Annotated in this window: 15 protein-coding genes; 10 read left to right on the forward strand and 5 right to left on the reverse strand. The window is 60.4% G+C overall.

Annotated elements, in window-relative coordinates:
• Positions 1–230: 230 nt before the first annotated feature.
• From Q0K10_RS02935 to Q0K10_RS02980, 10 genes are all read left to right on the forward strand, one after another.
• The gene (locus tag Q0K10_RS02935; RefSeq protein WP_294502944.1) at positions 231–1,214 is read left to right on the forward strand and encodes a LacI family DNA-binding transcriptional regulator; all 984 of its coding nucleotides are present in this window, start codon (positions 231–233) and stop codon (positions 1,212–1,214) included.
• Positions 1,215–1,259: 45 nt separating this feature from the next.
• Positions 1,260–3,320, forward strand: a complete 2,061-nt coding sequence (locus Q0K10_RS02940; protein ID WP_294502946.1) for a beta-galactosidase — start codon at positions 1,260–1,262, stop codon at positions 3,318–3,320.
• Between the two features lie 410 nt (positions 3,321–3,730).
• Complete coding sequence (locus Q0K10_RS02945; protein ID WP_294502949.1) at positions 3,731–4,435, forward strand: type II secretion system protein; 705 nt, start codon at positions 3,731–3,733, stop codon at positions 4,433–4,435.
• 223 nt (positions 4,436–4,658) lie between these two features.
• Positions 4,659–5,345: a hypothetical protein gene (locus tag Q0K10_RS02950; RefSeq protein ID WP_294502952.1), complete on the forward strand. Its 687-nt coding sequence runs from the start codon at positions 4,659–4,661 to the stop codon at positions 5,343–5,345.
• Between the two features lie 342 nt (positions 5,346–5,687).
• Complete coding sequence (locus Q0K10_RS02955; protein ID WP_294502954.1) at positions 5,688–6,674, forward strand: energy-coupling factor ABC transporter permease; 987 nt, start codon at positions 5,688–5,690, stop codon at positions 6,672–6,674.
• On the forward strand, positions 6,671–7,435 hold the full coding sequence (locus Q0K10_RS02960; RefSeq protein WP_294502957.1) for an energy-coupling factor transporter transmembrane protein EcfT: 765 nt from the start codon (positions 6,671–6,673) through the stop codon (positions 7,433–7,435). The genes Q0K10_RS02955 and Q0K10_RS02960 overlap by 4 nt, the downstream gene beginning before the upstream one ends.
• Positions 7,432–8,139 (forward strand): energy-coupling factor ABC transporter ATP-binding protein, encoded by a 708-nt coding sequence (locus Q0K10_RS02965; protein ID WP_294502959.1) that lies wholly within the window; start codon positions 7,432–7,434, stop codon positions 8,137–8,139. Before Q0K10_RS02960 ends, Q0K10_RS02965 begins: the two co-directional genes overlap by 4 nt.
• 70 nt (positions 8,140–8,209) lie before the next feature.
• The gene (locus Q0K10_RS02970; RefSeq protein ID WP_294502962.1) at positions 8,210–9,130 is read left to right on the forward strand and encodes an N-acetylmuramoyl-L-alanine amidase; all 921 of its coding nucleotides are present in this window, start codon (positions 8,210–8,212) and stop codon (positions 9,128–9,130) included.
• A 171-nt stretch (positions 9,131–9,301) separates the two neighbouring features.
• On the forward strand, positions 9,302–10,453 hold the full coding sequence (locus Q0K10_RS02975) for a Gfo/Idh/MocA family oxidoreductase (protein ID WP_294502963.1): 1,152 nt from the start codon (positions 9,302–9,304) through the stop codon (positions 10,451–10,453).
• Between the two features lie 64 nt (positions 10,454–10,517).
• Entirely contained in the window at positions 10,518–11,510 is a 993-nt protein-coding gene (locus Q0K10_RS02980) for a Gfo/Idh/MocA family oxidoreductase (protein WP_294502965.1), read from the forward strand.
• A 61-nt stretch (positions 11,511–11,571) separates the two neighbouring features.
• Here the strand turns inward: Q0K10_RS02980 and hrpA are convergent, their stop codons facing one another.
• The 5 genes from hrpA to Q0K10_RS03005 all read right to left on the reverse strand — a co-directional run bounded on the left by hrpA (position 11,572) and on the right by Q0K10_RS03005 (position 20,298).
• Complete coding sequence (gene hrpA / locus Q0K10_RS02985; RefSeq protein WP_294502968.1) at positions 11,572–15,279, reverse strand: ATP-dependent RNA helicase HrpA; 3,708 nt, start codon at positions 15,277–15,279, stop codon at positions 11,572–11,574.
• The gene (locus tag Q0K10_RS02990) at positions 15,276–16,490 is read right to left on the reverse strand and encodes a sugar MFS transporter (RefSeq protein ID WP_294502971.1); all 1,215 of its coding nucleotides are present in this window, start codon (positions 16,488–16,490) and stop codon (positions 15,276–15,278) included. The genes hrpA and Q0K10_RS02990 overlap by 4 nt, the downstream gene beginning before the upstream one ends.
• Before the next feature lie 16 nt (positions 16,491–16,506).
• Positions 16,507–17,094, reverse strand: coding sequence for an imidazoleglycerol-phosphate dehydratase HisB (hisB, locus tag Q0K10_RS02995; protein WP_366942942.1), 588 nt, complete (start codon positions 17,092–17,094; stop codon positions 16,507–16,509).
• Positions 17,095–17,202: 108 nt separating this feature from the next.
• Complete coding sequence (locus Q0K10_RS03000; RefSeq protein ID WP_294502978.1) at positions 17,203–18,969, reverse strand: hypothetical protein; 1,767 nt, start codon at positions 18,967–18,969, stop codon at positions 17,203–17,205.
• Positions 18,970–20,298: a DUF1501 domain-containing protein gene (locus Q0K10_RS03005; RefSeq protein ID WP_294502980.1), complete on the reverse strand. Its 1,329-nt coding sequence runs from the start codon at positions 20,296–20,298 to the stop codon at positions 18,970–18,972.
• Positions 20,299–20,313 lie beyond the last annotated feature (15 nt).

Below are 20,313 nucleotides of genomic sequence, written 5' to 3' on the forward strand. Positions count from 1 at the left end.
AGCCCGTGTCGGGCTGCCGGCAATATCGCCTTGAAGGCGTGGTGCATACCACCGGCTTAGCCGGTGGTTTTGATTCTTCCTGCCCCTTTCATGGAAGCGCAAAAGAAATCTTTCATTATGCAAAATTTGCATAAAAATAGTAAAATGTGCGAAACTGCTATTGACAATTGCATATTAATCGAGTATAATATTAGCGTGATATTGGAAAACTTTCATGAGGGATCGGGAAAATGGCAGTTGCAAAGTCAAAGGGCAGCGGGTCGTCGAACGGAGTTCTGGCCCAGGTTGCATTTCGGGCACGGGTTTCGACCGGTACGGTAAGTCGTGTATTCAACAACAGTTCGCTGATTCCATCGGAGACGCGCAGCCGGGTTCTCTCGGCGGCGCGCGAACTCGGATTCCGTCCGCGGGTGGGGGTGCGCAACAAACAGATCGCGCTTGTCACGGAGCCGCCGCACAAGACGGTGATGGGCGGTTACGTCAACACGCTTACACAGCACATCTGCTATGCGCTGTCTCGGCTCGACGCGGGGATCACGATGATCACCGAGGATCGGATCGGCAATCTGACCGACTGCTGGTTTGACGGCGTGATCGGCATCGCCTGGGAAGACCGGACGATCGACATCCTGAAACAGCTTCACAACATCCCGATGGTCTGGTTCAGTGAGAACCAGTCCTCGTGGTGCCACACGGTCTTTCCGAACTGTTACACGACCGGCAGGATTGCCGGGGAGTATCTGCTCGGCAAGGGGCATCGTAAAATCGCCGTGATTCACGACATGGATTACACCGGTTGCGGTCGTGCCGAAGGGGTTCGCATGGCGATGCGGGACGCGGGGCTCAATCCCGATGAGCTGCTGTTGACGCTTTCGAGCGGCGAGCCGCTGCATCTTGCGGTCAAACAGTTGATTGATGCGGGATGCACAGCGGTCTGGGTGCCGGGTGAGGATATGCGGGCGCTGGAGGTGAACTGGCTCATCCAGGAGCTTGCGGGGAAACGGGTTCCGGATGACATCTCGCTGCTCGGCTCCGAGAATCCGGGGATCTCCGAATTCCAGCGGCCGTCGCTGACCACCATTGCGATTCCGCTGCACGAGATGGCGGAGATCGCGGTCGACCTCGTCATGCAGGGCGACACCGACGTTCTCCGGAAAATCGAGCTGCCGGCCAAACTGATCGAACGGAATTCCGTAAGCGTTTTGAAACACTGACCCGGGGATAAGTTCCCGCGGCAACAACAACAGGAAGGTCACGTTATGAACTTGAACAGAACAATACTCCCTGCGTTTCTGCTCGCATTCGCCGGGCTGCTCTGCCCGGCAGGTGAGCTCAAGCTGGACAAAGATCAGCTTGAAGCGCGGTATCACGCCAGAGTCGAACAGGATTCCCGGGGAATCAAGCTCTATTCCGACACTGCGGAATGGGATGCGGGGCTCCGGATCAATCCGCCGAAAGGGGAACTCTTCGACTTTTCCAATGCAAAATATCTCGCAGTGGACGTCGAAAATTTGTCGAAAGACCGTCAGATGCGCCTCACCATGCACATTTCGAGCGGAAAACACAACGGCAAAAGCGCGAGCCATGTGGATCTGCCTTTGCGAGAGGTCAACACCGGCATCGGCCTGAATCCCGGCGAAAAGCGCACGATGCGGCTCTATCTGCCGCACGCCTCGCTCTTCACCGCTCCGGACGGCGGCAAGAATATCCGGCAACCGCTCGACACGTCGAAGATCAACTCGATCGAATTCAAGATGCAGTGGCCGTTCGAGCCGCACAAAGTTCCCGGGCTCGTCGACTGCCGGCTTTCGAATCTCCGGCTTGAAGGGGAGCCTGAGGTCGAGCGGAAAGTGACCGGAATGGGGGAAGCGTATTTCCCGTTCATCGACGAATACGGACAGTACAAGCATCTCGACTGGCCCGAGAAGATCCACTCCGACAAACAGTTGCAGGAGAATCACAAAAAGGAGCTCGCCGAACTCGAGAAAACTCCGGCTCCCGCGACCTGGGACCGCTTCGGCGGCTGGGCGACCGGTCCGAAGTACGATGCGACCGGCAGCTTCTATCCTGTGAAGCATGACGGGAAATGGTATCTCGTCGACCCGGAAGGCAACCTTTTCTGGTCGCTCGGCATCGATGTGCTGCAGGCGCACACCGACGCGACGCAGGGCAGGGGACATGAACGCTGGTTCGCCCATGAGGTTCCCGCGGACGGAACGCTGCCTTTCACGCACTGGAATCTCCAGAAGAAGTACGGCCGTCCCGATTATGAGAAGGATTTCTACAATGTCATGGTCAAGCGGTTGGATGCGTGGGGCATCAATACGATCGGCAACTGGTCCAAGACCGATGTGATGATTCTCGGGAAGAAGCCCTACACGATGCAGCTCAGCGACTTTGCGAGGGGGTTCCCGCGTTTCCGCAAGAGCAATGTGAAGTTCTATGATGTGTTCGATCCCGAATTCGAAGAGAAAATGGGGAACATTCTGCGTGACCGCGCCGAAGTGGACGAGATCACGCGCAAATCGATCGACGACCCGATGTGCATCGGTTACTTCATCGACAACGAGCTGCGGTTCAACGACATCATGAAGGCAGTCTTCGGCGCCGAGCCCGACCAGCCCGCAAAGCAGGCGTTCATCGCCGACCTCAAGGAGAAATACGGCACGATTGAGAAGCTCAATGAGGCCTGGGAAACCGACTTCGCCGACTGGGAGAAACTTGCGGAGAACCGGAACATGCCGAAAGGCCGGGGATACCGCACGGATTCCGATGCGTTCTACGCGAAGTTCGTCGACCGCTACTTCCGGATCTGCCGGGAGGGGATCAAGAAGACCGCGCCGCACCGGCTCTATCTCGGCTGTCGTTTCGTCGGCTTCCGTCAGTCGAAAGCCGCTCAGGATGCCGCGGCGAAATATTGTGACGTGGTCAGCGTGAACACCTACCAGAACAGTGTCGCGAACGTCGATCCGAAGTCGTTCGGCGAAAAGCCGATCCTGATCGGGGAATTCCACTTCGGCACCTACGATCGCGGTATGTTCAGCAACGGGCTCTGTCCGACTGCGGATCAGACCGAGCGGGCGACCGCCTTTCTGCGGTACGTGCAGGGCGCGCTGGTCCACCCGAACATGGTCGGCGTCCACTGGTTCCAGTTCCGTGACCAGCCGCTGACCGGCCGCTGGGACGGGGAAGGGTATCAGATCGGCTTCGTCGATGTCGCGGACACTCCGTATCCGGAGTTGATTCAGGCGGCGCGCGAGGCCGGAGAGAATATGTACACCTACCGGGAGAAAGGCAAACTTGTCAACTCCATGAAGTAATTCCCCATTGCCGCCGGCTGGAAACGGCCGGCCGCTTCCGGAAATTCCCGGGGATACGGGTGAAACGGCGAACGAGTACAGACGGTTCGCCGTTTTTTTGTATTTCCGGTTTCCCGACGGAGCCTTCTCCGGCCCGGGAGATCGATCTCAGAGCGGAAGTTCCCGAAAAGAGGAGCCGCGTTCCGGGGCATCGGGAAAGCTCCGCGGTTTCAAAACCTTGCATTTCTGCATGAGGACGAAAAATAGAACCGCTTTTATGCAAAAATTGCATAAAAATAGAAAAAACTGCGGATTTGCTATTGACATTTGCATATTTTTGTGTATAATATATGTGTAGTCAAGAGAAGAACGGAATTCTGAAGGATTCCTGAAAACATTAACCGGTACTTTGAAAGAGAAGGAACTGTATCATGAAAAAGTCTTTCACTCTCATCGAGCTCCTGGTCGTGGTTGCGATCATTGCGATTCTCGCGGCGATGCTGCTGCCTGCGCTGAATCAGGCCCGTGCAACGGCGCGGGACACTTCCTGTCTCTCGAACATGAAGCAGCTCGGGACGTTGTCGCAGATGTACTTCGACAGCAACAACGGCATGATCATGAAGTACAACGGCCTGATGGCCGAAGGGAAAGCCTGCTGGAACCGGCAGGGAAAATGGCAGGACGGGCTCTACGTTCTGCAGAATGGCGGCAATCTGACCGATTTCAAACATTGGGATGACAAGGCGGGTCGCCCCAAAGGTGTGTTCGGCTGCCCCTCCCAGCCTGAGTTCGGCGAGAAGGAGTTTTATGGCGCCCGCCATTATGGGATCAACGCCTACCACAGCAATTACGAAGATCAATACATCAAGGCCGTGACCAAAGTCAACCGGATCAAATATCCCGGTTCGCGTATGCTGCTGATGGATATGGATCGCATCGGTTCGTGGCAGGATCAGAACATCGACAAGAGCACCCGGGCATTTTCGATCGTCGACGGCGCGCTCTGGCGGCACAGAAACGGTCAGTCTGCGAACGTGGCCTTCATCGACGGACACGCGAAGTCGATGACCCGGAATCAGATTCCCGAAACGCGCACCAGCATCGGCGGAGATCAATTCTGGAGCGATTGGAGATAACGGTCTCCCCGGAGTTAAAACGGCAGTTGACTGGCCGCAGATCAGATTCGATCTGCGGCCTTTTGCATTTCTGCCGGCAGTTTCGTCGGGCCGGAACGGGAGCGGAAAGGCGTTTTTTCGATTTTTTTCTTGATTTTTTTCGATTTCGCATAAGATTTTATTGTATCATGCGCATCGGTTGGAGACCAGAAGAGATGGAACGCATAATTTCACGGAGCGAATCATGAAAACAGTCTGTCCCCACTGCCACCAGAAGTACGATGTTCCCGAGGATTTTCAGCAGCAGAATGTTCTCTGTCAGAAATGCGGCGGGGAGTTTACTGTGAACCGGGCGAAGTTTTGTTCGAGCTGCGGAGCCGCCAATCCGGCACAGGCCTTTCAGTGTCACGCCTGTTCGCACCCGTTCCAATGGGAGGCTTCCCGGCCGGTGGAGAGAGCGCTCCCCGTGCGTCCGGTCTCTGCCGTGACTGACCGCTCGGAAGTGGAATTGAGTCCGGGGTTGAAAATACTTTTCTTCTTCGCCAAGCTGGGCTGTTACTTCGCAATGATCGCCGGAGTTCTGAGAGCTCTGAGCGCGGTGATCGGAGAATTCATCCATGAGGACCGGGGGATCATCATCATTTGCAGCATCATTTCCGTTCTTCTGAACGAGTGGTTTGTTCTCATCCTCACAGTGCTGGCGAATCCGGAGCGGAAGGTTAGAAAAAGTCTGTTTTTTCTGCTGGGATTCTGGGTGTACGGCATTTATCTGCTGGCCACGATCATCTTCTCTTTTCTCATGTCATCCGGATTTACGTGGATCGGAGCAGTGTTGATCAATCTGCTTTATCTTCTTTTCCTCGTGAAGGTGTTTCAGATCTGGAAGGAGCGGTGTCTCATCGACCAGGACTACGAGCCGCCGGAGCGCTGACAGGAGAAGATTCGATCGTTCCCGGACTGGAGAAGCGTTCGAAAATTCATTCCCGGAACAATTCCGCCGCACTGGAGAGCACCTGATGCTTCCCCCGAGTCGAGGCGTGCCGGTGCAGATTCCGCCGGACGCCGACCCCCGGTGCGGAAGCAACCCCGGGTCTGCCGTGTTTCCGGGTCTGCCGCCAGGGGGGGACCGGAGGTTCGGTACGACTCCGAACCGTTTTCCGGTTTCGGGACGGAAAATCGGGTGTTTCCCGGAGAATTCATTGAAAAATCATGGTTTCCGCGCTAATTTATCCATGTCGAGAAACTTTCTGCTGGAAGGAGAATTTTTATGCACATGGCGGATGCTTTGCTTTCTCCCGCGGTCGGCGGAACCATGCTGGCGGTTTCCGCCGGGGTGCTTGCCTGTTCGGTTCGGGACGTTCGGAAAAATTTTCAGGAGAGCCGTATCCCGCTCATGGGGGTGGCCGGAGCGTTTGTCTTTGCCGCGCAGATGGTGAACTTTGCGATTCCCGGAACCGGGTCGAGCGGTCATATCGGCGGCGCGGTGCTGCTTGCTGCGCTGCTCGGGCCGTCCCCCGCTTTCATCGTAATGGCGGGGGTTCTGCTGATCCAGGCGCTCTTCTTCGCCGACGGAGGATTGCTCGCGTGGGGATGCAATCTCTTCAACCTCGGATTTTTCGGTTGCTTTCTCGCGTATCCGTACGTGTTCCGCCCGATTGCGGGGAGAACTCTGAGCCGGGGACGGATTTTCGCGGCGAGTCTGGCGGCGTGTATCGTTTCACTGGAGCTCGGGGCGTTTTCCGTGACGCTTGAGACGCTGCTCTCCGGCGTTACGGAGCTGCCGTTCGGCGCGTTTGTCGCAGTGATGATGCCGATTCATCTGGCGATCGCGGTCGGGGAAGGATTGGCGACGGGGACGGTGCTGCTTTTCGTGCGGCGACATCTTCCGGAGGCGGATTCTCTGCGGTTGGAGGAGGAGAATTTCTCCCCCGGACGGTTGACGCTGGTGCTGGGAGCCGCTGCGCTGCTGATCGGCGGCGGCCTTTCGCTGCTGGCCTCCGGCGATCCCGACGGCCTTGAGTGGTCGATGGCGCGGACTGCCGGAAGTGCGGAACTCGAACGTTCCGGCGCGATCCACACCTTTTTTGCGAATCTGGCGGAGAAGTTCGCCCTGCTGCCGGATTATGCGTTTCCGGGGAGCGACGCTCCTCTCGGTACAGCGGTGGCCGGAATTGCCGGTGTACTGCTTTGCGCGGGGATTCTCGGGTTCTGCGCATATCTGGTTTGCCGGAAAACGATACATCGGAGAGCGATGAAGTGACCGGGCCGGTTTCCTGCTTTTTCCCGGTTTTGAGCGGTTCCGCGCAGCGCGGGGTGTTCGGGCGGATTGCACCGTTGCCGAAGGTTTGTTTGGTACTGGGATTTCTGGTTCTTGCCGTTTCGTTCGACCGATATGACTGGCTCGGATGTACGTTGTTTGCGGCGGTTCCGTTTCTGCTTGCGCGGATCGGCGGAGTTTCTCCGCTGCGGCTGCTGCGTCGGACGGCGCTCGCGCTGCCGTTCGTGTTGTGCGCGGCGGCGGCGAATCTTCTCTTCGACCGGGAGTTGGTCGACTTTGCCGGCGGGGCGACTTTGCCGGGCGGAATTCTCTCCTTCTGGGTGCTTGCCGCCAAGACGCTCGCGACGACGGGAATGGTGCTGCTGCTCGCGGAGACGACCTCTGCGACCGGGATTTCCGGTGCACTGGTCCGGCTTCATGTCCCGTGCATTCTGATTTTGCAGATCCAGCTTCTGCTTCGCTACCTCGTGCTGACGGCGGAGGAGGCGCGGAATCTTGCGAACGGCTATTTTCTCCGGAATCCGGAATGCCGGATCATTCCGGTGCGCGACTGGGGGATGCTGTGCGGCCGGCTCTTCCTGCGGAGCGTCGAGCGGGCGGAAGCGGTCTACCGCGCGATGCAGTGCCGCTTGTTTCACGCCGGAAAACCGCTGGAGGCCGGAGAGGTCGGCTCCTTCGCCGAATGGGGGGGCTGCATTCTGCTGTTCGGGGTTCTCTGTCTTATGCGGGGGACGCTCTCATGAGGATCGAGTTGTGCGAACTGGTTCTGGAGCGGCCCGGCGGAATCCGGGCGGTCGACGGGATTTCGTATCTGTTCGATTCGGAACGGTGCGATGCCGTCGCGATTCTCGGCGCGAACGGCGCGGGCAAGTCGACGCTGCTTGAGAGCATTCCGGGGCTTGTGCCGATTCGTTCCGGTGCGATCCGGGTGGACGGGATGAATGTGGAAAAACGGAATCTTTCTGTCGTGCGCTCGAAGGTCGGCATGATTTTTCAGAACTCCGACGACCAGCTTTTCTCGAATACGGTCGGGGAGGATGTCGCATTCGGACCGCGGAATTTGAAACTCCCCGCGGACGAGGTGGCAAAACGGGTTCAGGAGGCTCTCGCATCGATGGAGATCGCGCATCTCGCGGAGCGTGACGTGGCGCATCTCTCGGGCGGTGAAAAACGGCGGGCCGCGCTGGCCGGAGTGCTGGCGATGAAACCGGAGGCGATTCTACTCGATGAACCGACGTCGATGCTCGATCCGCGCGGTTGCCGGGAACTTGCGGAACGTCTCGCCGCGCTTCCCGCTCTGAAACTCATCGCGACGCACGATCTCGAATTCGCCGGACGGCTCTGCCCGGAGTGCCTGATTCTGCTGGAGGGGAGAATCGCGGCTGCCGGGGAAACCGGAGAGTTGCTGAAGCAGCGGGAACTTCTTCTCCGGTGCGGTCTGGCGTGATCTGCATTGGCGGGGTGGCGGGCGACACATTCTTTTTCAAGTCGATAATGGATTTTTTCGGAGGTATGCCATGAGAAAAATGATTCTGATGCTTGTCGTATCGACGCTGTTTTTGGCCGCGGTCGCTGCGAAGGAGTCCGGTCCGGCGGCCGTGGCGGTGAGCCGCGGCAAAAACGGCGAAGAGAGCTTTTTCATCTTCGGAACCGGTGCGACCGGGAAACTTTCGGATCTCCCCTCCGAACTCCGGAAGAGCGGCTGCCGGGAGGCGGATCTCTCCGCCTGGAGCAGTGAGATCGACTACGGCAAACTGCTCGCGGCACTTGAGCGGAAAGGAATCCGGGTGACTCGCTGTTACGTGCCGGATCCCGGCAGGGCCTCGTGGTTCCGGAAGAACCTTGCGGGGCCGGAGCCGGAGGCTCGCGGAAAGCGTTCGCTCTCATTCGTGCGTGCCCTGATCGAAGAGAACGAGTACAATCGCCGCTACAAACTGCCGGGAAAATTCGAGACGGTGAAATACGTGACGATCCACAATACGGCCGAACCGTTTTCTGCGCGGCAGGAACGCGACCGGGTCGATTCCCGGCGGGACAATATGAGCGTCTCGTTTCACTTCGCCGTGGACGAGCGCGAAGCCGTGCAGATTCTGCCGCTCGACATTCACGGCTGGCACGCGGGGGACGGCGCGCAGGGGCCCGGCAATACGCAGAGCATCGGCGTCGAGATCTGCCGCAGCCAGTGCCGTGGTGCGGCGGACTGGCAGTACCGCCGCAGCGAGGAGAATGCGGAAATTCTTGCCTGTGCGTTGCTTCGGCACTTCGGTCTGACGGCGGAGCAGTTGCGCATGCACCGGGATTGGAGCGGCAAATACTGTCCGCACCGGATTCTTGAGGAGAATCGGTTCGAGTCGTTTCGCGCGCGTGTCGCCGAACGTCTCTCCGAAAAGCCCGACCGGGAGGAGCGCGAAATCCTGCGCGGACTCTCCGGCCGCTGATCTGCATTTTGAATGGAGTGCGGAAGGTTGAGTCGGAAAACGGGAGGAATCCCCCTCTTTCAAGGAAAAAAATCAAATCCGCGGTTTGCGGATGCTTGTAATCTGCGGAAGCTGCGGTATAATATGAAAAGGGCTTTTTCTGTATTCAACGCCCATGAAAGGATTTTCAGAATGGCAACCAAAGCGGCAGCAGCGAAGAAGGTGCCGGCAAAAGCTCCGGCGAAAAAGACAACAGCGAAAAAGACGGCGGAGGCTCCGAAGAAACTCCGGGTCGCAATCATCGGGTGCGGCGGCATCAGCCATGCGCACATGGCGGCTTACAAGTCGATTCCGGAAGTCGAACTGGTCGGGTTCTGCGACATTCTGCCCGAGCGGCTCAAGGAGTATCAGGAGAAGTACGGCGCGAAGCCGGAACAGTGCTTCGAGAAGTGGGATGATCTCTTCAAGGTCATCAAGCCGGATGCCGTCGACATCTGCACTCCGAACGGCGTTCACTGCCCGGCGGCCGTCGCCGCGGCGAATGCGGGCTGCCACGTCATGGTTGAGAAGCCGATGGCGATGAGCCCGGAAGAGTGCGAGACGATGATCGCCGCCGCGAAGAAGAACAACGTCCTTCTGGCGGTCGGGTTCCAGCACCGCTACAACTCCAAGACCGATTTCCTGGTCAAGGCGCGTGACGAGGGCAAGTTCGGCAAGCTGATGTTTGTGAAGTGCCAGGCGCTGCGCCGCCGCGGCATTCCGAACTGGGGTGTGTTCGGCCGCAAGGAACTGCAGGGCGGCGGCCCGATGATCGACATCGGCGTGCATGTGGTCGAGATGGCGCACTACTTCATGGGTTCTCCGAAGCCGGTCGCCGCGACGGGCAACTGCTGGACCTACCTTGGCGACAAGCCGAGCGAAGTCATGAGCATGTGGCCGAACTGGGATTACAAGACCTACACGGTCGAAGACCTTGCGATCGGCCATATCCGGTTCGACAACGGCATGATCATGCAGATCGAGTCGTCGTTTGCGGCGCACATCGACAAGGACGAGTGGAAGTTCGTCGCGATGGGCGAGAAGGGCGGCTGCGACTGGGATCCGCTTCAGATCTTCACCGACGATGCTGGCGCGATGGTTCACATCAAGCCGGATTACGTCGCTCCCGACTGGAACAAGGACTGGACCTACCTCTTTGTCCGCAAGCTGCAGAACTGGGTCGACGGCATCCTCAAGGGAACGCCGTTGCGCGCCTCCGGTGAGGAAGGACTCGCGATCCAGAAGATTCTTGACGGCATCTATCGTTCCGCCGCGGCCGGCGGCAAGGAAGTGCCGATCAAGTAACGTTGGAATGTTCCGCTTTTGAATCCCGGTTTCGCGCCGGGATTTTTTTTCAGGAGAAAGATCGATGAAAAAAATTGGAGTTGCAGGGGTTGCGCATATTCATACGCCGAATTTCGCGACGCGCATGAAAGCGCGTCCGGGCGTGGAGGTCGTTGCGGTATGGGACCCGGATCCGGCGCGGGCGGAAAAATATGCGAAGGAGTTCGGTTGCAGAACCGTTTCGAATGTGGAGGCTCTCTGGCAGGAGGCCGGGGCGGAGGCGCTCGTGGTCTGCTCCGAGACGAACCGGCACAGGGAGATTGTTCCTGCGGCGGCCGCGGCCGGGATGGCTTTGTTTGTCGAGAAGCCGCTCGGATTTTCGGCGGCCGATGCGCTTGAAATGGCCGCGGCGATCGAGAAGGCCGGCGTGGTGTTTCAGACCGGATATTTCATGCGCGGCGCACCGGTTCACCGGGCGCTCAAACGCATGGTGGATGACGGGGTGTTCGGCACGATCACGCGAGTTCGTCATGTGAACTGCCACTGCGGTTCGCTCGGCGGCTGGTTCGACACGGATTTCCGCTGGATGGCGGATCCGGCGGTGGCTGGATGTGGCGCCTTCGGCGACCTCGGAACCCATTCGCTCGATATTTTAATGTGGCTCTTCGGCAAGCCGGAGTCGGTGACTGCCGATATCTCCGTCGTGACCGGACGTTACGGGGCGATGTGCGACGAAACCGGCACGGGGCTGCTGAAATTCCCTGGAGGCGCGGTCGGAACGCTCTGCGGCGGCTGGGTCGACGTCATGAATCCGGTGACCTGTGAAGTCAGCGGAATTGAAGGGTTTGCATACATTCGGAACGGTGAGCTCTTCGTGAAATCCGAACGTCTCAACTCCGACGGAAACACTCCGTGGAGCGACCTGCCGGAGGAGCTTCCGCACGCGTTCGAGCTGTTTCTTGATGCCCTGGAGGGGCGGAACGTGCCGCTCGTGTCCGCGTCGGAAGCGGCGGCGCGCAACGTCGTCATGGAAGCGCTCTACCGGGCCGCCCGGACGCACAGCTGGGTCGCGCTGTAAAAAAGGGAACGCGCGAAACTGGAAGGCGCCCCCGGTAACACGGGGGCGTTTCTTTTCCCGGTCAGAACCGCAACTCTTCCCAGGCAGGTTCGAGTTTTTTGAGTGGTGCTCGGATCGCCGGGGAGATTTCGGGGGAGAATACCGCGAGACGGCACTCCTCGGTCAGCAGCCAGAATGCTTCGAGTTCGGGTTTGCCGGTGATCTCCTCGACGCTGTCGGCGGCGATGTAGAAGCGGTCGAGATACGCCTCGATCGTTTCGAGTTTCGCCTCATCGCGCGCGGGAGCCGATGCGATGCGTTCCGCCCTCAGCTTCGCGCCGCGCAGATAACGGCCGTACCGCTCGAATACCGCCGGACTGCGCAGAAAACGGGGTCGGAAGAGGAAGTTGAGCTGCCGCTTCAGGTCCGCACAGCTTGCGGCGGCGCGCGACTTGCATTTGTCCATGAGGTCGCGCACCTGGCGGTAAGTCGGATAGAGGGCTTCGAGCTGTTTGAGAAGCCGGGTTTCGGCTTCGCCGGTCTCCTGTTTCGCGCGTTCGGCGGCGATACCGAAGGCGAGTTCATCGCGGATCTCCCACGGGTCTTCGCCGAACGCTTCGAGGATCGCGGCATTGAGCAGGTCGTCGGCCCAGTCGCGATAGTTCAGAAACCACGAGAGGTCGACTTCACGCGAGACGCGGGCGGTTCGTTTCAGGAATTTGAGCTGATTTGCGTTTTCGAGCTGAAAGAGCCGCAGAAGGCCGCGGCGGTGGTTCAGTTTCGCTTCCGATTCCTTCAGATAGACTGCGCGGCCGACTTTGCCGTCTTCGTCGCAGAGGGCGGGGCAGGCGGTTTTTCCGTTTGAATTCGGCAGTTCGATTTCGCGGGGGAGAGGTGCGGTGCCGGGCCAGGTGTCTCCCGGACGGACGGTCAGCTTTCCCGCGCCGGTGATGCCTGCGCTGAGGCGGGAGCCGTGACGGAAGCTCTCCGGCAGGGAGTCGTGGAGTTTGACCGCCCTGCCGTTCGCATCGACTTCCAGAAGTTTCATGCGCAGATACGCCGGGAGCCGGGAGTCGTCGAAATCGCCCGGCGCAACCGGTTCGCCGGTCGCCTCGCGCAGGAACTCCGCGAGCGCGTCGACGAGCGGCTGCTCCCGGAAGATGCGTCCCGCATCGAGCGATTCGAGGAACCGGTCGACGGTTTCCGCGATCGGACTGGCCTTCTGGCGGATCGGCTTCGGAAGCGAGCGGATGAGGAGTTCGGTTTTGTCGCCGAGCCAGCCGGGGACGAGGTAGTCGAGCGCCCAGCCCGGCAGCAGATTCATGCGGTCGGAGGGGGAGACCAGGCAGATGCCGTCGTCGGGTTCCCCCGGGGCGAAATGGTAGACGACCTTGAATTTCTGACCGGAAAAGGTCAGGGTGTCGGGGTAATCCTCCGCACGCCAGGAGACGAACTGCTCCTGCATCGCATCGGCGCGGGAGATGCTGTAATCCTGCGGATCGCGTTTGATCGACTCCTTCAGCGACTGGACCGAATTGATCTCCTGCGGCAGAAGGATGAGGTAGTGATCCGCGACCGCGCCGGGATCGAGCACCGTGCCGGGGCGTCGGAGTTTCTCCTCCATGCGTTCGAGCGAACGCAGAATTTCGACATGTTTTTCGACCCAGGTGCCGGGAAGGTTCAGCTCTCCGGTCGCGAGCGCTTCGCGGATGAAGATCTCGCGCGCCTCGGCCGGATGACTCTTCGCATAGTGGACGCGCCGCCCGTTGTGGATCAGCAGTCCGCCGAAGGTGAGCCGTTCCCGCGCGTAGACGAAGCCGGAGACCGGATCCCATTTCGGCTGGTCGTAGATTTTCGAGCAGAGGTGCGGCGCGGCGACTTCGAGATATTCGGGTTTGATCTCGGCGTTCTGACGCGCGAAGAGACGGCTCGTTTCGACGAGCGCGAACGAGAGCAGCCACGCCGGAACCGGCTTCTTCTTCGCGAGGCCGGAGCCGGGGAAGATCAGGAACTTGCGCCCGCCCGTCCCGAGAAAATACTGCTCTTCCGGAACGTAATGCGCGATGTTGCGCGGAATCCCGGCGAGGATCGACTCGTGCAGTGTGTCGTAAGGGGTGTTTTCGATCTCCTTCGGGAGTTCGGCGTGACTCCACTTCAGCTTCGCCGCGCTTTCGGCGAGGTCGGAAACGAGGTTGCGCCATTCGACCATGCGGTTGAAGTTGTAGAAATTCTTCCGGCAGAAAAGCCGCATCTGACGGTTGCTGCCGCACTCCCGCACGACGGCGTTCCAGAGGTTCAGGATCGAGAGGAAGTCCGACTTCGGGTCGCGGAAGCGGCGGTGCGCCTCGTCGGCCGCCTGCTGTTTTTCGAGCGGCCGCTCCTGCGGATCCTGAATCGAAAGATACGCCGTGATCACCAGCAGTTCCGGCAGAACGCGGCGCGCCTCCGCGAACGAGAGCATTTTCCCGAGGTGCGGATCGATCGGCAGAGAGGCGAGTTTCCACCCCTCCCGGGTCAGCCGCCCGGCCGGGTCGAGTGCGCGCAGATCCTCCAGCGTCCGCAGCCCCTCGCGCACGGCCGCGGGCGGTGGCGGATTGAGGAAGGGAAAACGGTCGATGCGCGGCAACCGCAGCGACGCCATCTGCAGAATCACCCCCGCAAGCCCGGTCCGCTTGATCTCCGGATCGGTGTAGGGCGCCGAACGCCGGAGGTCGTCCTCGCTGTAAAGATGGATGCAGACGCCGTCGGCGATACGGCCGCAGCGGCCGCGCCGCTGGCGGGCGCTCGCCTGGCTGATCGTTTCGACGTGCAGCTCCTCGATCCGGCTGCGCGGATTGAACCGCTTGATGCGCGCGAGACCGGAATCGATCACAAACCGGATGCGCGGAATCGTCACGCTGGTTTCTGCCACGTTCGTCGCGAGGATGATGCGGCGCATGCTGCCGGGATTGAACACCTTCTGCTGGTCGGCGGCGGCGAGCCGTCCGAAGAGCGGCAGTACCTCGGTATTGCGGTAGTTGCGGCCGGTGAGCAGGTCGGTCGCATCGCGGATCTCGCGTTCCCCGGGCAGAAATACGAGGATGTCGCCGCGCGGATCAAGTTCCCCCGCGAACTCCACGGCCCGCCCGATCGCTCCGGAGAGATCCTCATCCTCACCGGGCGGCAGATAGAGATCTTCGACCGGGAAGGTGCGTCCTTCGATCAAGAGCACCGGCGCGTGGAAGAACTCCGCGAAACTCTCCACGTCGAGCGTCGCCGACGAGATCGCAACTTTGAGATCGGGCCGGTACGGCAGCAGGTTCTTCAAATAGCCGAGGATGAAGTCGATGTTCAGCGAACGCTCGTGCGCCTCATCGATGATGAGCACTTCGTACTGTTTCAGATTGCGGTCGTTGCGGGTTTCGGCCAGCAGAATGCCGTCGGTCATGAACTTCAGCACGGTCGAGCGCTGTGTACGGTCGTCGAACCGCACCTGATAGCCGACTTCATTCCCGGTTTCGCAGCCGAGCTCCCGGGCTGCGCGGCGGGCCATTGCGGTTGCGGCCAGACGGCGCGGCTGGGTGCAGCCGATCCGGCCGGTGCGGCCGTAGCCGAGCGCGAGTGCGATCTTCGGCAGCTGGGTCGTCTTGCCGCTGCCGGTATCTCCGGCGACGATGATGACCTGATTGCTGCGCCACGCCTCCTTGATCTCTTCGACGTGGCGGCTGATCGGGAGCTCTTCCGGAAATGCAATCCGGAGTTTCCCGCAGCTTTCAACGAGTTCCGGCCGCGGTTGAGGAGGCGTCTTCATTGCGTGAGTTTCTTTCCGCGGTGGCAGAGTGCGTCGAGGAGGAGCAGCAGCCCGAGCCCGGCATAGCAGATCGGAACAAGGTAGAACGAGGTGCGCAGCCCGACCTGGTCTCCCACATAACCCATGAACCAGGAGAAGAATCCACACCCCGGAACTCCCGCGCAGGAGAGCAGAATGTAGATCATCGTCGCGTCGGACTCCTTCAGGCGGTCGACGCAGTAGCTCTGGATGCTCGGCCAGAACGGGCCGGTCGCGATTCCGAGGAAGAAGAGCAGCACGAAAAGAATCCAGACATTCGTGAGGAACGGCGGGAAGAGTCCGAGAATCGTCCCCGCCAGCGCCGCAAGCAGCACAAGTTGCAGCAGATGATTCTGCTTTACGAGCATGCCGGAACCCATGCGCCCGGCGATCATGCCGCCCGCGAAGAAGGCGGTCCCCAATCCTCCCATCCACGCATTCGCTCCGTAGTCGAGCCGGATGAAACTCGTAACCCAGAACGTCAGACAGTATTCTCCGCCGCCGGCGAGGAACATCGCCGCGAAAAAGAGCCAGAACCGGCCGATTCCCATCACGTTGACGGCGTGACCGAACACGGTTTTAAACGGAATTTGCGGTTGCGGCGGAATCTTTGTCCCTGATCTGGACGGCAGCAGATAGAGGAGCGCCGGGATCAATGCGAAAAGCGAGCACCCGGTGAGGATCCACCGCCAGCTCACGTTCCACGCCAGAAGCGCTCCCGCCACAAGAACGGTCACGACCACGCCGATCGACCAGAACGAGTGCGTGAAGTTGATGTACCGCCCCGGTTCGTCCGGGTGGAGATCCTGAATCACCGGCGTGGCGAGCCCTTCGACCACTCCCTCACCGAGTCCCGCGACTGCAATCGCCGCAAAAAGCAGCAGATAGGCGGGCGACCATGCCGCCAACAGGATCCCGACGCTCATGAGGAGCATCGCAACTCCGAGCGAGCGGAATTTGCCGAACCACCCCGCCGAGAATCCGCAGAAGAGCATCGCCGCGACCATCGGAATGCTGCGGCCGAGCTGGAGTGCGCCGCCTGCGCCCTTCCCCCCTTCTTCGAGCGGGAAGTGCAGATCCCGCGCGAGTGCGACCAGCACCACCGGCACGATGACCGAGCAGGCCGCATAGGAGCCGAAGCAGAAGAAGTTCGCGAAATCATACCGTCCGAAACGCATCCTGTGAGCGTGCATGATGACCACCCGCGTTTCAGAGAGAACCCTTGGTTGAGAGTACGCCCTTGACCCGCGGGTCGAGCGAGACGGCCTGATCGAGCGCTTTCGCGAACGCTTTGAAGATCGCTTCCGCGACGTGGTGCACCTCTTCTCCCGCGAGTTTCTTCACATGCAGATTCATCCCGGCCCGGTTCACGAGCGCCTGGAAGAATTCGCAGAAGAGTCTTACGTCGAGGTCGCGGATCATCTGCGCCGGGAAGTCGACGTCCCAGACGAGGCACGGCCGCCCCGAGAGGTCGAGCGCGACGAGCGCGAGCGTTTCGTCCATCGGCAGAATGCAGCTGCCGTAGCGGCGGATTCCCGCCTTGTCGCCGAGCGCCTCGGCGAGCGCCTGCCCGAGCACGAGGCCGAGGTCCTCCATCGTGTGATGGTAATCGACTTCGATGTCTCCTTTCGCCCGGACTTCGAGATTGAAGAAGCCGTGTTTGGCAAAGAGTTCGAGCATGTGATTCATGAACGGGATGCCGGTGTCGACCGAGCTTTTCCCTTCGCCGTCGAGTTCGAGCATGACAGTGATGTCGGTCTCCCTCGTTGTGCGTTTGACTTCGCTTTTCCGCATGATGATTTCCGCCTGATTGTTTCAGAAGTTGTAAACGTATGAATTGCATCATTAATATAGCGCCGCAAGCCGTGTTTACAACGCGGACCGCTGAAAAAAAAGCGCAAGCTGTCACTTCGCGCGCTTTTTCCCGCCCGGGGCGGCGCCGCCGACCGTTCCGACGTAAAACTCCCCGGTCGGAAGCAGATGGGTGTAGGCGAAGGCTTGAATGAATTCATCGCAGGGAACGACCGGCTTCCGGATTTTTTTCCCGTCGATCTGTGCCATGGCTTCGATTCGGACGGGGAACGGTTCCCGGTATTTTCCGGAGCTGTTTCCGATGTTCAGCGTGAACTCATTCTGATCCGCCGGGATGGTGGTCTCTCCCCGGAACGCCGGATCATCTGCCGACAGCTGGATCGGGCCGTTGAAGCCGTCCTGCCGGATGACGTGCAGTTTCAGCTTCCCGGTTCCTTTCCGGGGCAGATTCAGCATTGACTTGGCTGTGTAAACCTGAAAATCCGGCCGCGGCGGACCGATGCGCAGGAGATAGCGGTACGTGTCGCCGCCCGCGCCCGTAAGATCGCGCAGTTCCACCCGGTAAACGCCGTCGGCGGGGGCTTCCAACAGGAGATACGGGTCAACCTGCTGAAGAGATTCGCCGATATTCAGGTCGGAAGGGGAATCATCCGCTTCGGCAAGCACATTCCCGTCCGGCCCGGTCACGCGGAGCACCCCGTCGAGCGGAGAGCCGAACCGGCGCGCCGCCGCGTCGAGGACGATCTTCTGCCCGGATTTCGCCTGAAACCGGAATTCCACGTGCTCTCCGGGACGGGAGAGGATTCCGGAGACAACCTGTGTCTCGTCGGCGCGCAGAATTCGCCTGGCTGCGGTTTCTGCCTGAATGCGCGGCAGACCGGTGAACGGTTCCTCGTCGAACCGGTACGGAATTTCGCGCGGCTCGATCGCGACGCGGTAGACGAAGTCCTCGCGCCCGCGGTAGAGATTGTCGCGCACCTCGAGCAGATAGTCGCCGTCCGCGTCGGGGCGGAAACGCAATACCGGATCCGGGTTGAATCCTTCATCATCGGCGAAGGCCGCCTCGCTGCCGTCGGGGCGGAGCAGTCGCAGCACAGGCTGGAAGTGGCCCGGCACGGCGTCGCCGATGAACGGTTGGAGTTTTCGACCGATCAGGCTCAGCGTATAATTTTTTCCGGCACAGAGCCGAAGTTTGAAACGGTCGGTTTCGCCCGGCATGATCTGGCCGTCGAGCACGGCGGGAAACTGTTTGACGAGCGGGAATTCCGGTTTCGGACGGCCGGGGCGGACATACAGCGGTTCCGCCGTGTGCGGCGCCCGGTCGACGTAGAAGAGTTTCGGGGCGGTGATGCCGTTTCTCCCCCGGAGTCTGAATTCGCGTGCGCCGGGTTCGGCATCGGCGGCCACACTGATTTCGACGATCGCCATCTGCCGCAGCGACGGCGTGGCCTGCAGCGCGTTGCGCCGGACGCAGAGATTGCGGGTCACGATGGTGCGTTCGAGAAGATCGAGTTGATCGAGTTTTTCCCACCAGAGATTTTTCCGCCAGGAGTCGGTCTTTTCGGGACGCTCCGGCGCGATGCGGTTGCCTGTTTCGATACGGGCGAGCCATTCGAGCAGATATTTCCGCTGCGTCGCGTCGGGAGCGGGAAAGGAGGGTACCGCGGTGATGCTGCGGATCGAGACTCCGCCGCCCGGAACGATCCCGTCCCGGATACCCTGCAGATTCTGGCCGCCGACCAGAACCCGCACGGTCGTGCCGGCCTGCGCCCCGGCGGGATAGAGATAGCCGATATAGGGATCCGCAGCCGCGAGGGACGCCGGAAGCAGCAGGAGAAACAGCAGGTTTCCGATTTTCATTTACGCGCGCTCCCGGTAGATTTCCCGCAGCCGCCCGGCCTGGGATTCCGGCGGCAGAACGGTGGTTTCCAGCCCGATCGGATTCGGCAGCGGCCCGTCCGGATCAATGCCGCAGAGTTCATAGATGCTGCCGAGCATATCCTGCGGTGCAACCGGGCGCGAGACGACCTTTTCCGCGAATTCGTCCGAAGTTCCGACGACTTTCCCGCCCGCGAAACCGCCGCCGGCGACCAGCGAGGAGAAGCATTTGCAGTAGTGGTTTCGCCCGCCGTTCCAGGGCGCTTCCCAGTCGATCTTCGGGGTGCGGCCGAATTCGCCGGTCCACCAGATGATCGTGGAGTCGAGCAGCCCCTTTTCGTGCAGATCGGTGATGAGGGCGGTTGTGGCGCGATCCATTTCGGCGGCTTTGGTTTTCATGGTTTCGAAGTGCCGTTTGTGCGTGTCCCACCCCTGGGCGTTGATCGTGATGTACGGCACGCCCGCTTCGACGAGGCGGCGTGCGACGAGACAGGACTGACCGAGGGTCGTACGGCCGTAGCGGTCGCGCATCTCCGGCGTTTCGAGCGAGAGGTCGAACACCTTCGCCGCGTCCCCCTCGATGACCCGGCGTGCTCGGATCCCGGCCCTGTCGAACGCCTTGAGCGCCGGATTCTCCGGGAAGCTGCGGCCGAAGGTGTCGAGCCGGTCGAGCAGAGTGAAACGGTCCGCGATCTCTTCGGAGGTAAGCCCGCCCGGCGGGACGATGCCGTCGACGATGAACTTTGCCGCCGCCGGATTTCCGCCGGTCACGAGCGGACTGTAACGCTCGTTCAGGAATCCGACTTCGGAGAATCTTCCTTTCGGGACGGTCAGGATCACACAGGGCGGCAGATCGCCTTTGTACTCCCGGGCTTTGAACATGGCAATCACTGCGCCGATCGCGGGATAGACCCGTCCGCCGCCGGGACTGCGGCCGGTCTGCATGAGATAGGTCGCGGTTTCGTGTCCGGGGTACGGATGGGTCATCGAACGGATGAGGGAATACTTGTCCGCGTGTTTCGCGAGCAGCGGAAAGAACTCGCTGATCTCAATGCCGGACACGTTGGTCGGGATCGCCTTGAAGCCGCCGTTGTAATCGTGCGGCGCATTCGGTTTCGGATCGAAGGTTTCAAGTTGGCTCGGGCCGCCCCACACCCAGATTTCGATGACCGATTTTGCGAAGGGGCGCGGCGTTTTTTTCGCCGGGCTCTTCTCTGCGGCGGCGGAGAAGAGCGGCTTCCCGGCGATGTGTGCAGCTGCCCCGAACGCGGCACAGGCTGCGAAGGTTTTCAGAAATTCACGTCGAGTCATGAGGCCGGAACCCTT

Origin of the sequence: uncultured Victivallis sp. (genome assembly GCF_944391105.1) — a bacterium.
Classification (GTDB): Bacteria; Verrucomicrobiota; Lentisphaeria; order Victivallales; family Victivallaceae; genus Victivallis.

Bases quoted from the DNA above. Each gene is read 5' to 3' on its own strand.
- Q0K10_RS02980 (WP_294502965.1), top strand. From the start codon at position 10,518: ATGAAAAAAATTGGAGTTGCAGGGGTTGCGCATATTCATACGCCGAAT.
- Q0K10_RS02945 (WP_294502949.1), top strand. From the start codon at position 3,731: ATGAAAAAGTCTTTCACTCTCATCGAGCTCCTGGTCGTGGTTGCGATC.
- Q0K10_RS02940 (WP_294502946.1), top strand. From the start codon at position 1,260: ATGAACTTGAACAGAACAATACTCCCTGCGTTTCTGCTCGCATTCGCC.
- Q0K10_RS02975 (WP_294502963.1), top strand. From the start codon at position 9,302: ATGGCAACCAAAGCGGCAGCAGCGAAGAAGGTGCCGGCAAAAGCTCCG.
- hrpA (WP_294502968.1), bottom strand. From the start codon at position 15,279: ATGAAGACGCCTCCTCAACCGCGGCCGGAACTCGTTGAAAGCTGCGGG.
- Q0K10_RS02970 (WP_294502962.1), top strand. From the start codon at position 8,210: ATGAGAAAAATGATTCTGATGCTTGTCGTATCGACGCTGTTTTTGGCC.
- Q0K10_RS02955 (WP_294502954.1), top strand. From the start codon at position 5,688: ATGGCGGATGCTTTGCTTTCTCCCGCGGTCGGCGGAACCATGCTGGCG.
- Q0K10_RS02965 (WP_294502959.1), top strand. From the start codon at position 7,432: ATGAGGATCGAGTTGTGCGAACTGGTTCTGGAGCGGCCCGGCGGAATC.
- Q0K10_RS03000 (WP_294502978.1), bottom strand. From the start codon at position 18,969: ATGAAAATCGGAAACCTGCTGTTTCTCCTGCTGCTTCCGGCGTCCCTC.
- Q0K10_RS03005 (WP_294502980.1), bottom strand. From the start codon at position 20,298: ATGACTCGACGTGAATTTCTGAAAACCTTCGCAGCCTGTGCCGCGTTC.
- Q0K10_RS02935 (WP_294502944.1), top strand. From the start codon at position 231: ATGGCAGTTGCAAAGTCAAAGGGCAGCGGGTCGTCGAACGGAGTTCTG.
- Q0K10_RS02950 (WP_294502952.1), top strand. From the start codon at position 4,659: ATGAAAACAGTCTGTCCCCACTGCCACCAGAAGTACGATGTTCCCGAG.
- Q0K10_RS02990 (WP_294502971.1), bottom strand. From the start codon at position 16,490: ATGCACGCTCACAGGATGCGTTTCGGACGGTATGATTTCGCGAACTTC.